Source organism: Brevundimonas sp. Marseille-Q4549 (assembly GCF_976940555.1).
In genome coordinates this window covers 2,302,571-2,315,846 of sequence record NZ_CDRHXG010000001.1, presented here as the reverse complement: position 1 = coordinate 2,315,846, position 13,276 = coordinate 2,302,571, and the positions used below count along the sequence as shown (strand labels likewise).

11 protein-coding genes and 3 tRNA genes are annotated in these 13,276 nt (G+C 67.9%); 6 read left to right on the top strand and 8 right to left on the bottom strand.

The features are described from left to right. Positions 1-6 precede the first annotated feature (6 nt). The 4 genes from istB to ACWPV3_RS11375 form a co-directional block, all read right to left on the bottom strand. The gene (gene istB, locus ACWPV3_RS11390) at positions 7-735 is read right to left on the bottom strand and encodes an IS21-like element helper ATPase IstB (RefSeq protein ID WP_003170613.1); all 729 of its coding nucleotides are present in this window, start codon (positions 733-735) and stop codon (positions 7-9) included. Next, positions 722-2,233: an IS21 family transposase gene (istA, locus tag ACWPV3_RS11385; RefSeq protein WP_164952576.1), complete on the bottom strand. Its 1,512-nt coding sequence runs from the start codon at positions 2,231-2,233 to the stop codon at positions 722-724. Before istA ends, istB begins: the two co-directional genes overlap by 14 nt. Before the next feature lie 76 nt (positions 2,234-2,309). Further along, the gene (locus ACWPV3_RS11380) at positions 2,310-2,750 is read right to left on the bottom strand and encodes a DUF6538 domain-containing protein (RefSeq protein WP_453977920.1); all 441 of its coding nucleotides are present in this window, start codon (positions 2,748-2,750) and stop codon (positions 2,310-2,312) included. 82 nt (positions 2,751-2,832) lie between these two features. Beyond that, positions 2,833-2,906 (bottom strand) — tRNA-Gln (locus ACWPV3_RS11375). Positions 2,907-3,108: 202 nt separating this feature from the next. Between ACWPV3_RS11375 and ACWPV3_RS11370 the strand changes: the two genes are divergently transcribed. The 4 genes from ACWPV3_RS11370 (at position 3,109) to ACWPV3_RS11355 (ending at position 4,433) form a co-directional block, all read left to right on the top strand. After that, a tRNA-Pro gene (locus ACWPV3_RS11370) sits at positions 3,109-3,185 on the top strand. Between the two features lie 150 nt (positions 3,186-3,335). Further along, on the top strand, positions 3,336-3,851 hold the full coding sequence (locus ACWPV3_RS11365; protein ID WP_292087106.1) for a Dps family protein: 516 nt from the start codon (positions 3,336-3,338) through the stop codon (positions 3,849-3,851). Positions 3,852-3,919: 68 nt separating this feature from the next. Further along, on the top strand, positions 3,920-4,288 hold the full coding sequence (locus ACWPV3_RS11360) for a hypothetical protein (protein ID WP_453977919.1): 369 nt from the start codon (positions 3,920-3,922) through the stop codon (positions 4,286-4,288). 60 nt (positions 4,289-4,348) lie between these two features. Beyond that, positions 4,349-4,433, top strand: a tRNA-Leu gene (locus ACWPV3_RS11355). A 113-nt stretch (positions 4,434-4,546) separates the two neighbouring features. Here the strand turns inward: ACWPV3_RS11355 and ACWPV3_RS11350 are convergent. Further along, entirely contained in the window at positions 4,547-6,121 is a 1,575-nt protein-coding gene (locus ACWPV3_RS11350; protein WP_453977918.1) for an amino acid permease, read from the bottom strand. A 144-nt stretch (positions 6,122-6,265) separates the two neighbouring features. Here ACWPV3_RS11350 and hrpB point away from each other — a divergent pair, with 144 nt between their 5' ends. Both hrpB and ACWPV3_RS11340 read left to right on the top strand, forming a co-directional pair. Further along, complete coding sequence (gene hrpB / locus ACWPV3_RS11345; protein ID WP_453977917.1) at positions 6,266-8,716, top strand: ATP-dependent helicase HrpB; 2,451 nt, start codon at positions 6,266-6,268, stop codon at positions 8,714-8,716. Between the two features lie 60 nt (positions 8,717-8,776). Beyond that, entirely contained in the window at positions 8,777-10,075 is a 1,299-nt protein-coding gene (locus ACWPV3_RS11340) for an MFS transporter (protein WP_453977916.1), read from the top strand. On the opposite strand, the gene ACWPV3_RS11335 is transcribed toward ACWPV3_RS11340, so the two are convergent. The 3 genes from ACWPV3_RS11335 to ACWPV3_RS11325 are packed head-to-tail and all read right to left on the bottom strand — an operon-like array spanning position 10,072 to position 13,208. After that, positions 10,072-10,881, bottom strand: a complete 810-nt coding sequence (locus ACWPV3_RS11335; RefSeq protein WP_453977915.1) for a TrmH family RNA methyltransferase — start codon at positions 10,879-10,881, stop codon at positions 10,072-10,074. The genes ACWPV3_RS11340 and ACWPV3_RS11335 overlap by 4 nt on opposite strands. Beyond that, positions 10,878-11,789 carry a class I SAM-dependent methyltransferase gene (locus ACWPV3_RS11330; RefSeq protein ID WP_453977914.1) on the bottom strand — a complete coding sequence of 304 codons (912 nt, stop codon included), beginning with the start codon at positions 11,787-11,789 and terminating at the stop codon, positions 10,878-10,880. Before ACWPV3_RS11330 ends, ACWPV3_RS11335 begins: the two co-directional genes overlap by 4 nt. A gap of 18 nt (positions 11,790-11,807) precedes the next feature. Further along, the gene (locus tag ACWPV3_RS11325; RefSeq protein ID WP_453977913.1) at positions 11,808-13,208 is read right to left on the bottom strand and encodes a glycosyltransferase family 2 protein; all 1,401 of its coding nucleotides are present in this window, start codon (positions 13,206-13,208) and stop codon (positions 11,808-11,810) included. Between the last annotated feature and the right edge of the window lie 68 nt (positions 13,209-13,276).

The following is a 13,276-nucleotide window of genomic DNA, read 5'->3' as shown; positions in this document are numbered from 1 at the left end:
GGAGGGTTAGCTGCGGTGTTTGAAGCGCCAGCTGTCGTTGCCGGTCTCGACGATGTCGCAGTGGTGGGTGATGCGGTCGAGCAGGGCCGTGGTCATCTTGGGATCGCCGAACACGGTCGGCCATTCGCCGAAGGCGAGGTTGGTCGTGACGATCACCGAGGTCCGCTCGTAGAGCTTGCTGATCAGGTGGAACAGCAGCTGGCCGCCCGAGCGGGCGAACGGCAGGTAGCCAAGCTCGTCGAGGACCACGACGTCGAGGCGGCAGAGGTGAGCAGCCAGCGCACCGGCCTTGCCCAGGCGGGTCTCCTCCTCGAGGCGGTTCACCAGGTCGACGGTGTTGAAGTACCGGCCACGCGCCCCGGCCCGCACGACGTTGGCGATGATGGCGGTGGCCAGGTGGGTCTTGCCCGTGCCGGTCCCGCCGACCAGCACGATGTTGCGCCGGTTCGCCAGGAAGGCGCCGCTGTGAAGCGAGCGCACCAGCCCCTCGTTGATCGGCGTGTCGTCGAACACGAAGGCGTCGAGGTCCTTCACGGCGGGCAGCCTGGCCGCCGCCATCCGGTAACGGATGGAAGCCGCATGCCGGTGGGTCGTCTCGGCGCGCAGCAGGTCGGCGAGGATCTCCATGGTCGTGCGCTTGCGCTGCAGGCCCGTGGTGACCGCCTCGTCGAAGGCTCCGGCCATGCCCTTGAGGCCCAGGCCGGTCAGGGCCGCCATCATCTCATGCCGCTGCATGCATGCCTCGCAAGCTGTCGTAGCGGTCGCAGTCCGCCAGAGGCGGATGCCGCAGCGCCAGGTCATCGGGCGTGACGATGCTCAGCGGCCGGGGCGGTTCGCGCCGGCGCGCCAGGATGTTGAGGATGACGTCGTCGCTGACGGTCCCGGCGGCGAGCGCCTCGCGCGCCGCGGCCTCGACCGGCTCCAGGCCGTCTTCCAGCACCGCCGCCAGAACCCGCACGAACCGGCGATCGGCTTCGTCGCCCGCACCCAGCTTGCGCCTCAGGCGGGCCAGCCCCGGCGGCAACTCCCAGTCCTGGAACGGCGCGCCATTGCGCAGGGCTCCGGGCTTGGTCGCCAGCACCGGGAGGTAGTGCCAGGGATCGTAGAGGGTCCGGTCACGACCGAAGAACCGGCGATGGTCGGCGACGACCTCACCCTCGCAGCGCACGACGATCCGGTCGGCATAGGCGCGGACCTGCACCGTACGGCGCCCGGCCTTCGCCATCACCGAGTAGCGGTTACGGTCGAAGCTGATCAGGCAGGTCCCCGTCACCGCGTGCTCGCTCTCGTGGAAGCCGTCGAACGGGCCCAGCATCGGCTGCAGCGCCGGCCGCTCGGCGGCCAGGGCCTGAGCAACCGTCAGCTCTTTCTGCTCGGGGTGCTGACGCAGCTCGCCCCAGCGCCGGCACTCCGCCTCCAGCCAGCCGTTCAGCTCCTCCAGGCTGGTGAAGCGCAGGCGCGGCTGGAAGAAACGTCCCCGGGCCGTCTGGACCTGGTGTTCGACCTGGCCCTTCTCCCAGCCCGCCGCCGGGGAGCAGGCCGTCGGCTCCACCATGTAGTGGCTCGCCATGACCAGGAAGCGCCGGTTGAACACCCGGTCCTTGCCCGTGAACACCGTCGTCACCGCCGTCTTCATGTTGTCGTAGATCCCGCGCGTCGGCACGCCGCCGAAGAAGGCGAACGCCCGCGCATGCGCGTCGAACAGCATCTCCTGGGTCTCGCGCGGATAGGCCCGAACATAGATCGCCCGCGAGGCGCACAGCCGCATGTGCGCCACCTTCACCCGCATCGGCTTGCCCGCGATCTCCACGTCCTCGTGGCTCCAGTCGAACTGGTAGGCCTCGCCCGGCCGGAACATCAGCGGGATGAACGATGGCGCGTCCGCCACGCCCCGGCGTCGCTTCAGCCGCCACCCCGCCGCGTAGCGCCGGACCGCGTCGTACGACCCGTCGAACCCCTCGCGCACCAGCAGGTCATGAACCCGCGTCATCCGCAGCTTCTCGCGCCGCGGCCGCGCCTCGTCCTCTTCCAGCAGCTCATCGAGCCTGGCCTGGAACGGCGCCAGCCTCGGCAACGGCTGCACCGCCCGCCGATAGGCGAACTCCGCATCCGGCTCCCGGATCGCCTTGCGCACCACCTTGCGCGACAATCGAAGGTCACGCGCGATCGCCTTGATCGCCTTCCCGGACGCAAACTCGCGCCGAATCCTCAACACCGTCTCCAACACCAACATCCCGAACTCGCCGCCTGACATCCGCCAAGCCGCCACCGTTAGACCTCAGGAATGAGGGGTCCTTATTCGACGCCGATCACACCGCTAACGGGGTCCCTTTTCCACGCCGATCCACAACCGACAGCCTGTAGCGGATGTCGGAGAGGCGTCGCCCCTCGTCAGAGAGGTTCGAGAATGGCGGTGCCGCATCGTTCCAGTGTTCATCGTAGGCCCGCTGAATGCTCGCCAAGCGCCAGCGTTCAATCGCAGCTAGGCCATGATCGCGGGGGATGATGATGCGCTGTTGAACGGCGGAGGCGGGCGCGGTTGGAGCGGCACGAGCGGATGCGGCTTTGACCTGTGCCTCAAGCGCAGCAAGAACGGGTGCCGCACGGTTCCGGGCCTCCGTCTTGTCCTTCGTGCGAAGCGATTTCCACACCTGAGCCTTGCCCGCGAACGCTGGGCGCGCGGCCAAGGGAATGTTGAGGACGACGTAAAACGTCGTGCCTCGAAGCATCACGTTTTCCATGAAGGCCATTATTAGCAGTTTTCCTTAGCACGATGCCCGGAAAGCCTTGAAGATTGGGCTAACCGGCATCGCTGCTCGGACTGCTAATGGATGGCTGGGGAACTAGGACTCGAACCTAGAATGACGGTACCAAAAACCGTAGTGTTACCATTACACCATTCCCCAGCAGGTCCGGCGTTTCCGCAGCGACGCTGTGCGGCGGAGGCGGTCAGATAGGCCAAACCGTTTTCGGATGCAACACCCTCTTACAGGACATTTTCCTCGGCTTTCCCCTACGGGCGAAATGGGTGCTTGCGGGTTCCGAAACCCGTGTTTATAAGCCGCGTCCTCACTTCGGAGCGACGCCTTTCCGGCCCGCTCCCACGGTCGGAGTGTGGCTCAGCCTGGTAGAGCACTGCGTTCGGGACGCAGGGGTCGGAGGTTCGAATCCTCTCACTCCGACCATCTTCTCCTTCAAGCGAAGATACTCTTGATCGTCCGCCACGGCGCGGCGAACAAAACGCCGCTCGACACATTCTTGGCTCCGGCCGGGCTTTCATCGGAGCGTCCGGTTTCCTAGCTAGACGGTTAGGATCGCAGCCGAGGAGAATCCCCATGGTCACCGCTCGTGAAAAGCGTCTGGCGCCGCTCAGAACCCCCACCAGCCTGTCGGAAGACGCCACGCGCGACATTTCGGCGGCCCTGACCGGCCTGCTGGCGGATGTGTTCGCCCTCTATATCAAGACCAAGAATTTCCACTGGCACGTCTCTGGACCGCATTTCCGCGACTACCATCTGATGCTGGACGAACAGTCGGCGGAGATCCTGGCCATGACCGATCCGATGGCCGAACGCGCCCGCAAGATCGGCGGGACGACCCTGCGCTCCATCGGTCAGATCGCCAAGGAAAGCCGCATCGCCGACAATGACGCCGACTTCGTCGACGCCCTGGACATGCTGGCCGAGCTTCGGGACGACAACCACGACCTGATCAATCGAATGCGCGAGGTTCACGACCTCTGCGACGAGCATAACGACATCGCCACCGCCAGCCTGCTGGAGAACTGGGTGGACGAAACCGAAAAGCGCGTCTGGTTCCTGTTCGAGGCCGGTCGTCGCGGAAACGGCTGAGCCGGAACCCGCCTCTTGTCTGCGCTTTCCTATCGGCGATATTCGATAGGAGAGCGCGGGAGCGGGGCATGAGGATTTCAACAGCGGGCGGCGTGATCGCCTTGGCCTTGGCGGCGTTTGGCGTCGTGGGGTCGGCCCAGGCCGACATGTCCCGCGCTTTCGGAAACACCATCATCTCCCACTATCCCAACGGCGAGTGGGTCAAACACTATTTCGAGCCCGGCGGTCGCTATTCGTCCCAGTTTTCCGATGGCCGGCGGCTGGAGGCGCGTTGGTCCGTCGAGAACGACAAACTGTGCCTGTCCGGCTTCCGCCCGCGTCAGTTCCTGCCCCGTTTCTGCAGCCCGATGGTGGAGGCCGATGTCGGCGATAGCTGGCGCGCCCGCGATCCCCTGGGCCGCACCATTCGCAACGAACTCGTCGCCGGCCGGCGCTGAGGCGGTCGCGCCGTCTTGCCGAGGGCCGAAAACGCCCGTAGAAGCCGCGACCTGCCCGATGCGGATGTGGCGGAACTGGTAGACGCACTGGATTTAGGTTCCAGCGCCGCAGGGCGTGGAGGTTCGAGTCCTCTCATCCGCACCAAAGCAAAAAGGCCCCGGATCGCTCCGGGGCCTTTTCTTCTTTTCTTGGCCTACCGCCCTTCGGGCTGCTCGAGGCCAGAGGTGGGCCTGGCGCACAGGCCCGGCGCTGTCGTCCTACTGAATCGGCGGGACCGGCGGCGGCGGCGCGTCACTGTCGGTCTCGTGCACCTCGACCAGGCCGCGGGCCACGTGGCTCTTGCGATAGCCGTAGGCGAAATAGATCAACAGGCCCAGACCGCCCCAGATCGGCAGCACCATCTTGGCGTCGTGCGGCAGGTTCCAGAACAGGAAGGCGCAGCCCAGCGCCGACAGGGGCGCAAAGACCCAGATCAGCGGCGTCCGGAACGGACGCTTGCGGTTCGGATCCTTCACCCGCAGCACCAGCACCGCGATCGACACCATGAAGAAGGCGAACAGGGTGCCAGAGTTGGAGATGTCGGCCAGTTTGCCGACCGGGAACAAGGCGCCGGCGATGGCGACCGCGATGCCGGTGGCCAGGGTGACGATATAGGGAGTCTTCCACTTGGAGTGGATCTTGGTCAGGCCTTCCGGCAGCAGGCCGTCGCGCGCCATGACGAAGAAGATGCGGGTCTGGCCGTAGATCATCATCAGGATGACCGAAGGCAGGGCCAGCAAGGCGGCGGTGCCCAGGGCGTTGCCGATCTGCGGATGGCCGACGACGCGCAGGACATGGGCCAGCGCCTCGTTGGAGCAGACCAGACGGTCGGCGTTGGCGGGCAGGGCGCAGGCCGCGACGAAGGCGGGCGAACCGGGCTCCACGGCCTGACCGGCGGCGCCGAGCACGGGCTGGGCGCCGATGGCGCCGGCCGCGCCCAGGGCGACCAGCAGATAGAAGATGGTGCAGATGGCCAGCGAGCCGATCAGGCCGATCGGCACGTTGCGTTGAGGGTTCTTGGTTTCTTCGGCGGCGGTCGATACGGCGTCGAAGCCGACATAGGCGAAGAAGATCGAGGCGGCGGCCCCGACAATGCCCATGCCCGAATACTGACCGAACAGACCGTTCGGCGCGAAGGGCGTCAGGTTGGCGGCTTGCACCACCGGCAGGGTGATGACGATGAAGACGGTCAGGGCGGCGACCTTGATGGCGACCAAGGCGGCGTTCACGCGCGCCGACTCCGTCGTGCCGATCATCAGCAGGGCCGTTACCAGAAGGGCCACGACGATGGCGGGGATGTTGACGATGCCGGCCGAGAAGTCGGGCACGGGAATGAGGCCGTGCATCGCCCAGGTCGGTCCGGCGGACAACAGATCAGGGAAGTCGAACCCTAGCCCCTTCTCGATCAGCCCGAGCACATAGCCGGACCAGCCCACCGACACGGCCGAGGCCGCCACGGCGTATTCCAGGATCAGGGCCCAGCCGACCGTCCAGGCCAGCAGTTCGCCCATGACGGCATAGGTGTAGGTGTAGGCCGAGCCGGACACAGGGGCCATGGCCGCCAGTTCCGAATAGCACAGCGCCGCCACGGCGCAGACCGCGCCCGCGATGACGAAGCTGATCATCATGCCGGGGCCGGCCTTCTGCGCGGCTGCGGCCGTCAGAACGAAGATGCCGGTGCCGATGATGGCCCCGATCCCCAGAAGCGTCAGCTGGATAGGACCGAGCGACCGATGAAGCGATTTCTTCTCGGCCGTGGCCAGAATCGCGTCGAGCGACTTAACGCGCCACATTGAATATCCCCACGTTTACCACAGCCCCTCGGCTGGTTTGGGCGGACGCTAGCGGGGGAAATCCCGCTGCGCAACGCGGATGACGGGCCGGTAAAGGCATGACGACGCTTTCGTGATCGCCCCTGGACAGGCTAGAGGCCGCAAATGCTGCCGATCCACGCCGTCCTGGAGCCGTTGAAGACCGTCTTGTCGCGGGGCAATACGGCGGTCCTGGCCGCGCCGCCGGGGGCCGGCAAGACGACGGTCGTGCCCCTGGCTCTGCTGGATCAGCCCTGGCTGGGGGAGGGGCGCATTCTGGTGCTGGAGCCGCGACGCCTGGCCGCGCGCGCCGCCGCCGACCGAATGGCCAGGACCCTGAACCAGGAGACGGGCGAGACCGTCGGCTATCGCACCCGTCTTCAAAGCCGTCTCGGCCCCCGCACGCGGATCGAGGTGATCACCGAAGGCGTCTTCACCCGCATGATCCTGGACGATCCGGCGCTGGAGGGCGCGGGCGCGGTCCTGTTCGACGAATTCCACGAACGCAGTCTGGACGCCGACCTGGGGCTGGCCCTGGCGCGCGAGAGCCAGTCATTGCTGCGCGAGGACCTGCGGCTGCTGGTCATGTCGGCGACCCTGGACGTGGCGGGCGTCTCGCGCCTGCTGGCCACGGACGCGGGCGAACTGGCCCCGGTCATAGAAGCCGAAGGCCGGGTCTTTCCGGTCGAGACCCGCTATCTGGGCCGCAATCCGGCCGAACGGTTCGAGGAGGCGATGGCCCGCGCCTGTCTGCTGGCGCTGGGCGAAGAGGCGGGTTCGGTCCTGGCCTTTCTGCCGGGGCAGGGCGAGATCCACCGAGTGGCGCGCCTGGTCGGTGAGCGGTTGCGTCTGCCGAACGTCGATGTCGTGCCCCTGTACGGCGGCCTGGACCGCGCCGAGCAGGATCGCGCCGTGGAGCCCGCCCAGCCGGGGCGGCGCAAGCTGGTGCTGGCGACTTCGGTGGCCGAGACCAGTCTGACCATCGAGGGGGTGCGGGTCGTGATCGACGGCGGCCTGTCGCGCGTGCCGCGGTTCGAGCCGTCCAGCGGCCTGACCCGGCTGGCGACCGTGCGGGTCAGCCGCTCCTCCGCCGAACAGCGGCGCGGACGGGCCGGGCGCACCGAGCCGGGCGTCTGCTATCGCCTGTGGGACGAGGAACAGACGCGCGGCCTGGTCCCGCATCAACGGCCGGAAATTCAGGAGGCCGATCTGACCGGTCTGGCGCTGGACCTGGCGCGTTGGGGCGCGCGCTCGACGGAAGGGCTGGCCTTCTTGGACCCGCCGCCGGCCGGGGCCATGGCCGAGGCGCGCAAGGTGCTGGGCCAACTGGGAGCGCTAGAGGCGGACGGCGCCCTGTCCCCGCACGGCCGGCGATTGACGCGCATCCCGCTGTCGCCGCGCCTGGCCCACATGGTCGCTGTCGCCTCGGACGGCGGAGACGCCCTGACCGGCGCGCGGATCGCGGCGATCCTGAGCGAGCCTGGCCTGGGCGGAAACAGCGTGGATTTGGCCGACCGCCTGACCGGTCTGGCGCGCGATCGGTCGCAGCGGGCACGCGATGCGATGAAGCTGGCCGACCGCTGGGCGCGCGCGGCAGGCGGCGGGGCGGGGCAGGCGGCCGATCCGGGCCTTCTGCTGGCCGAAGCCTTTCCCGAGCGCATCGCTCGGGCGCGCGGCAAGCCGGGAGAATTGCTGCTGGCCAGCGGACGGGGCGCGGCGCTGGAACCGTCCGATCACCTGGCGCGCGAACCTTGGCTGGCGGTGGCGGAACTAGGCGGAGGCGATGCGCGCGATCGGGTGCGTCTGGCCGCGGCCCTGGACGCGGCGAGGATCGAAACCGATTTGGCGCGGCTGATTTCGGAGGAGGACCGGCTGGCCAAGGAACCGTCTGGCAGGATGGTGATCCGGCGTGCCCGAAGGCTGGGCGCCGTGGTGCTGGACGAACGGATCACCGGCGCGCCGGACGCCGGCGCACTGTCGGCCGCCCTGCGCGCCGAGGTCCAGGCGGAGGGGCTGGGCGTGTTGAACTGGGGCGAGCAGGCGACGGCGCTGCGGGCGCGACTGGCCTTCCTGCACGCCCTCGATCCGGCCTGGCCCGACATGTCGGACGTCGCCCTGATCCAGGCCGCGGACGCTTGGCTGTGGCCCTTGCTGGAGGGCGCGCGGTCGCTGGAGGCGGTCGGCGACGGCAAATTGGCGGACGGCCTGCGCGGCCTGATTCCGTGGGACCTGCAGCGCCGCCTGGACGAACTGGCCCCCGCACGGCTGACGACTCCGCTGGGTTCGTCCGGCATCGACTACGCCGCCGAGGGCGGGCCGCGCGTGGACATCCGGGTGCAGGAGCTGTTCGGCGTGACCACCCATCCCACGGTGGGCGGCGGTCGCGTTCCCCTGACCCTGGCCCTGCTGTCGCCGGCGCGGCGTCCAGTGCAGGTGACGAAGGATCTGCCGGGCTTCTGGGCCGGCTCCTGGGCGGCGGTGCGCGCCGAGATGCGCGGCCGCTATCCCCGCCACCCCTGGCCTGAAAACCCGGCCGAGGCTCAGGCCACCAACCGCGCCAAACCCCGTGGAACCTGAGCGCCCTTGACCGGGGCGGGCGATCGCCGCATTGCCCTTGCTTAAAAACAGGATTTCGCCGTGACCGACGCTCGCAATATTTCGTCCAAAGCCAGAAACGGGCGCGTTCTGTTCGCCAGCCTGATCGGCACCACCATCGAGTTCTACGACTTCTACATCTACGCCACGGCGGCGGTCCTGGTGTTTCCGAAGCTGTTCTTTCCGGGCGGGGATCCGACCACGGCCCTGCTGTCGTCCTTCGCCACCTTCTCCATCGCCTTCTTCGCACGGCCCATCGGCGCCCTGGCGTTCGGCCATTTCGGTGATCGGGTAGGGCGCAAGGCGACTCTGGTCGCGGCCCTGGTGACCATGGGACTGTCCACCGTCGCCATCGGTCTTCTGCCGACGCATGATCAGGTCGGGCTGCTGGCGCCCCTGCTGCTGGCCCTGTGTCGGTTCGGTCAGGGACTGGGCCTGGGCGGCGAGTGGGGCGGGGCGGTGTTGCTGGCGACCGAGAACGCGCCTGCGGGCAAGAAGGCCTGGTTCGGCATGTTCCCGCAACTGGGCGCGCCCATCGGCTTCATCCTGTCCACCGCCTCCTTTATCGTCCTGACGGCGGCCATGCCCGAGACCAGCTTCGAGGCCTGGGGCTGGCGCATTCCCTTTATCGCCAGCGCGCTGCTGGTTTTCGTCGGCCTGTGGGTTCGGCTCAAGATCACCGAGACGCCCGAGTTTCAGAAAGTCGCCGACCGCCACGAACAGGAAAAGGCGCCGGCCGCCGCCCTGTTCGCCCACCACAAGGCCGCTCTGGTCCTGGGCGCGCTCAGCGGCGTGACCACCTTCACGCTGTTCTATCTGATGACCGTCTTCGCACTGGGCTGGGCCACCACCGGCATGGGGCTGGACCGCGCCGATGTCCTGCCCGTCCAACTGATCGGCGTGCTGTTCTTCGCCGCCTTCATTCCGGTGACGGCCCTTTTGGCGGATCGCTTCGGACAGATTAGGGTGATGATCTGGTCCACCGTGGGCATCGGCCTGTTCGGCGCCCTGTTCCAGCCGCTGTTCGGCCTGGGGCTGACCGGCCTGTTGATCTTCTTCGCCCTGGGGTTCGGTCTGATGGGGTGTACCTATGGCCCCATCGGCACGGCCATGGCGCGACCCTTCCCGACCACGGTGCGTTACACGGGCGCGTCGATGGCCTTCAACGTGGCGGGCATTCTGGGCGCGTCCCTGGCGCCCTTCGTGGCGATGAAGCTGGCCAAGACCTATGGCCCGGCGGCGGTGGGCGGCTATCTGGCAACTGCGGCCTTGATCAGCGTGCTGGCCTTGTGGGGCCTGGGTCGGGTCGCGCCAGAAAAGCGTCCCCAAAAACCGTCCTAGAGGTCGTCCGTCGCCGCATAGACCATAATTCCCGTGGCGATGGCCAGGTTCAGGCTGTCGGCCCGCCCGCGCATCGGAATCTTCACATTGACGTCGCAGGCGGCGGCCAGGGCGTCGGTCAGGCCGGCCTGCTCGTTGCCCATCAAGATCAGGGCGGGCTTGTGCATTTCGGCCGAGCGGTGGCTGACCTTGGCGTCCAAGCGGGTGCCGACGACGCTGCCGGGCCAGGTCTTGCGCCAGGTCAGAAAGGCCTCGGGGCTGGTCCGGCTGATGGAAACGGCGAAGACCGACCCCATTGTGGCCCGCACCGCCTCGACGGAATAGGGATCGACGCAGTCGCCGATCAGGATCACCCCGCCACAACCCGCCGCGTCGGCCGTGCGGATGATGGTGCCCAGATTGCCTGGATCACGCACCTGCTCCAGCGCGACCCAGCAGGGCGCCGAGGTCGGGTCCAGGCTGTCCAGCGGGGTATAGGCCTGGTCGAACACGCCCAGCACCGTCTGCGGATTGTCCCGGCGGCTGATCTTTTCCAGAATGGGATGGGTGACGACCACGATCTCGCCGCCCGCCCGGATCGTTTCGGCCTTGGCGCGATCCAGCAGCGGGTGGGGGCGGGCGTCTTGCCCCACCAGCAGCATGCGCGGCGCGCGGCCCTGATCCAGGGCCTCGCCGATGAATTTCAGCCCCTCGGCCAGGAAGGTCCCGGTCGCCTCGCGCTCCTTGCGCATGTGCAGGGCGCGCACCGCCTTGACCGTGTCATTGGTCAGGGAGGTGATGACGCGATGTGTATCGTGGACGCTCATCGGCTCCACCGCGCGAAAAAGGACAGGCCGATGGCCCGCGCGTCCGGCCCGTCCTCAGACAACGCCAGTTCGCCCCAGTCGATGCGCCCGCCGCGATCCTTCGTCGCCTCCGCCATCAGATGCGCCAGAGACAGGCCGGAGATCCGCGCCGCATACGCGTTCAGCAGCAGGAAGTCGGCGTCGTCCGCCAGCAAGGCGGCGCAGTCCTTCAACAGGCCGGGCATGTCCTCGAACAGCCGCCAGACCTCTCCGGTCGGGCCGCGCCCGTATTTCGGCGGGTCCAGGATGATCCCCTGATATTTCGAGCCGCGTCGCACCTCGCGCGCGACATATTTGCGGGCGTCCTCGACGATCCAGCGGATGGGGTGCTCGCCCAGGCCGGACTGTTCGGCGTTCTCTCGGGCGTAGGCGACGGACTTCTTGGAGGCGTCGACGTGGGTCACTTCGGCGCCCGCCGCCGCCGCCGCCAGGCTGGCCACGCCGGTATAGCCGAACAGGTTCAGGACACGCGGCGCGGCGCCGGTTTCCGCCACTGTCTTGCGGATGCGCGCGTCCAGCCAGTCCCAGTTGGCCGCCTGTTCGGGGAAGAAGGCCAGATGCCGGAACGGGGTGAAACGTCCCGTGAACTTCACGTCTCGCCACTTCAGTGGAAAGGCGTCGATGGGGCCGTGCTTGTCGAACCGCCAGCGGCCGGAATCCTCTTCTTCCTGCTGCGGGTCGAACAGGGCGTTGGCGGCCTCGAAGGCGGCGGGATCGCGCGGCGACCAGAAACACTGGGGCTCTGGCCGCACCACCGTGTAACGGCCATAGCGTTCCAGCTTCTTGCCGTCGCCGGAGTCCAGCAGGGCGTAGTCGGACCAGCCGCGGGTCACGAGCGTTTCGGGAGTGGGAGAGAGGACGGGCGCCATTGGCCCGCTGATAGGCGCTCAGGCGGCCTCGCGTCCAGACTTGGCCTTCGTCATGACGAGGGATGCGGTCAGGTCGGGCAAGTCCTCGTCGCGGTCATGGGGCGTCTTGTCCCAGACGTGCGGCTCCATCACCAGCCGCCACAGCGCATGGACGAAGGCCAGGCTGAGCAGAGCCCAGTAGGCCGGGGCGGCCAGCATGTCTGTCCACCGATAGCGGAGGCCCGCGCGCCGCGCGCCGATGGCGCAGGTGGTCCAGGACGCCACGATCCCCATCGTCAGAACGGCGATGGCGCCGATCGGCGCCTCGGGCCGCACCCCGGCGCTGAGACCGATCAGGATCGCCGAGGACAGCCAGGCCAGGGTCGGCGCATGGGCGGCCGCCGAAATGATCGAGGCGCCCAGCGTCATGACCAGGGCCAGCAGGCCGCGTCTGCCCAGGCCGGTCGGTCGGCGCGTGTGGACGCCCCAGGTCTGCATATAGCCCTTGATCCAGCGGGTCCGTTGCGGAAGCCAGCGGTCGATGCCGCCGGGCGGCGTCTCCGCGGTCGGCGGGGCGACGACGCCCAGGGTCCAGCCCCTGGACCACAGCCGAAAGCCCAGATCCGCGTCCTCGGTCACATTGTAGGCGTCCCATCCGCCGACGGCGCGAAGCGCCTCCATCCGCACATGGTTGCTGGTGCCGCCCAGCGGAAAGGGAAGGCCCAGCCGCGCCATGCCCGGCAGAACCACTTCGAACAGGGCGGCATATTCGAAGGCGAATTGGCGATCCAGGAAACCGACGCGACGTCTAGACGGCTTGATCCGCAGCGGCGCCTGCAGACAGCCCAGCCGGGGCTCTGCAGCGAACCGGGCTGCGGCGGCTCTCAACTGTTCCGGATCGGGTCGATCCTCGGCGTCGTAGATCGTGACCAGATCGCCGGTCGCCCGTGTCAAGGCGTGGTTCAGGGCGCGGGGCTTGGTAAGGGGATGACCCGGCGGTGCGATCAGCACCTTCAACCACGCAGGTTTCTGCGTCGCCTCGGCGGCGGCCAGGGTGGCGTGGTCGTGCGCCTCCAGGACAAGAAAACCTTCCAGACGGTGCTGCGGATAGTTCAGGCGGGTCAGGTTGGCGATCAGTTGCGGAGTTACGGCCGCTTCGTCATGCAGGGCCGCCAGCACAGTATAGCGCGGCCACTCCAAGGGGGGCGGGGCCGTTTCTGCGCGTTTCAGGCTGGCGATGGCGACGATCGCTCGCCACAGGGCGGCGATGACGAAGGCGACCTGCAACGCCAGGATCAGGACAAACACGGTGCGCGCCGCCGACAGAACGAACCCAGCGACAAGGACAGCCAGGACCAGGCACCAGCACAGAACCTGGCCGAGCGTCGGCGAACGTCGCGCCGCCCCGCGCGGGCGTTCGATCTTCGCCGTCTTGACCATTCACTCGCCCCCGCCCAACCGCACAACCAGTGATCATTATTTCCAACAACCGTGTTCTGCAAGACGAT

Coding starts and splice junctions, on each gene's coding strand:
- ACWPV3_RS11325 (WP_453977913.1), bottom strand. CDS start 13,208: ATGGTCAAGACGGCGAAGATCGAACGCCCGCGCGGGGCGGCGCGACGT.
- ACWPV3_RS11365 (WP_292087106.1), top strand. CDS start 3,336: ATGGTCACCGCTCGTGAAAAGCGTCTGGCGCCGCTCAGAACCCCCACC.
- ACWPV3_RS11335 (WP_453977915.1), bottom strand. CDS start 10,881: ATGAGCGTCCACGATACACATCGCGTCATCACCTCCCTGACCAATGAC.
- ACWPV3_RS11380 (WP_453977920.1), bottom strand. CDS start 2,750: ATGGCCTTCATGGAAAACGTGATGCTTCGAGGCACGACGTTTTACGTC.
- hrpB (WP_453977917.1), top strand. CDS start 6,266: ATGCTGCCGATCCACGCCGTCCTGGAGCCGTTGAAGACCGTCTTGTCG.
- ACWPV3_RS11360 (WP_453977919.1), top strand. CDS start 3,920: ATGAGGATTTCAACAGCGGGCGGCGTGATCGCCTTGGCCTTGGCGGCG.
- istB (WP_003170613.1), bottom strand. CDS start 735: ATGCAGCGGCATGAGATGATGGCGGCCCTGACCGGCCTGGGCCTCAAG.
- ACWPV3_RS11350 (WP_453977918.1), bottom strand. CDS start 6,121: ATGTGGCGCGTTAAGTCGCTCGACGCGATTCTGGCCACGGCCGAGAAG.
- istA (WP_164952576.1), bottom strand. CDS start 2,233: ATGTTGGTGTTGGAGACGGTGTTGAGGATTCGGCGCGAGTTTGCGTCC.
- ACWPV3_RS11330 (WP_453977914.1), bottom strand. CDS start 11,789: ATGGCGCCCGTCCTCTCTCCCACTCCCGAAACGCTCGTGACCCGCGGC.